The sequence below is a fragment of the Bacteroides sp. CAG:633 genome, from assembly GCF_000435115.1.
GTDB lineage: Bacteria > Bacteroidota > Bacteroidia > Bacteroidales > Bacteroidaceae > Bacteroides > Bacteroides ndongoniae.
Map to the genome: position 1 here is coordinate 1 of NZ_FR883018.1, position 881 is coordinate 881.

2 pseudogenes are annotated in these 881 nt (G+C 55.7%); both read right to left on the reverse strand.

Annotated elements, in window-relative coordinates:
• A pseudogene (locus QVP67_RS03580) lies at positions 1–256 on the reverse strand (HU family DNA-binding protein); the annotation flags it as partial.
• 301 nt (positions 257–557) lie between these two features.
• Positions 558–881, reverse strand: a pseudogene (locus QVP67_RS03585) (RagB/SusD family nutrient uptake outer membrane protein); the annotation flags it as partial.

Here is an 881-nt window from a genome sequence, read left to right on the forward strand (position 1 = left end):
GCAGCCCGAGCGAGGGGGTGAAGATGCCCAGTCCGTCTATCTTGACGGAGCGTCCTTGTGCCATTTCGTAGGCGATGGATTCGGTCAGCGCACGCACCAGCCCGATGATGTCGCCGGGGGTGAAGCTACTGGCGTAGTTGATGTGTCGGGCCAGGTACTCCAGGTCCACTTGTCCCCACAGCTTGATGCGTGGGTAGGTCACTTTCTTTCCTTCTTCGTTGGGCAGGGTCAGTTCCTGCATCTGATATTCGGCCATGGTGTTTCGTCCTTTCTTGTGATGGATTAAACTTATGCAGGGTAGGCAGTTGGTCGACCTTACTCATGGAATGCTTTGCCGGTATGCCGTGGGGTAAATAGGTCTTTCTGCTGACGCTGCTTTCATCTCGCGTGCCGGGATGTACATTTCGCGGCTTGGGATGTGTGTCCCGGCACGCGGGATGTACATCCCAGCAGCTAAGATATAACTTTTCCTTGGGAAATGCAAGTAGTCGGTGCTGAATAACGAAATAAGGGCTGCACCCGAAGTGGATGCAGCCCCTGACTAGTGGTATACGTATTTATTGCAGTTGTCCGAAGAAGGTCTCGATGCGGTCCTTGTCGATGAAGAGGAAGGAAGTGCCGCATACGTCGCGTTGCTTCATCAGCTTCTCTAAGCCGTGGCGGCCGTCGCTTCCGGCAGAGAGTATCTGTTCTTCGTACTGCTGACAGGCGGTTTTCGCTTCGGGGTCGTCGGGCAGGGCGGTGTAGTTGCCCAGGTACCAGTTGCCGCTGAACGTGTTGTCTGTGGACTTGGTCAGGTCGAAGCGCGAGGGCTCGGCAGTGTAGAAGATGTTCTGGCTGAAGGTGGTGCGGGCAGCATAGCCATCCCAGCTGTCGGACAC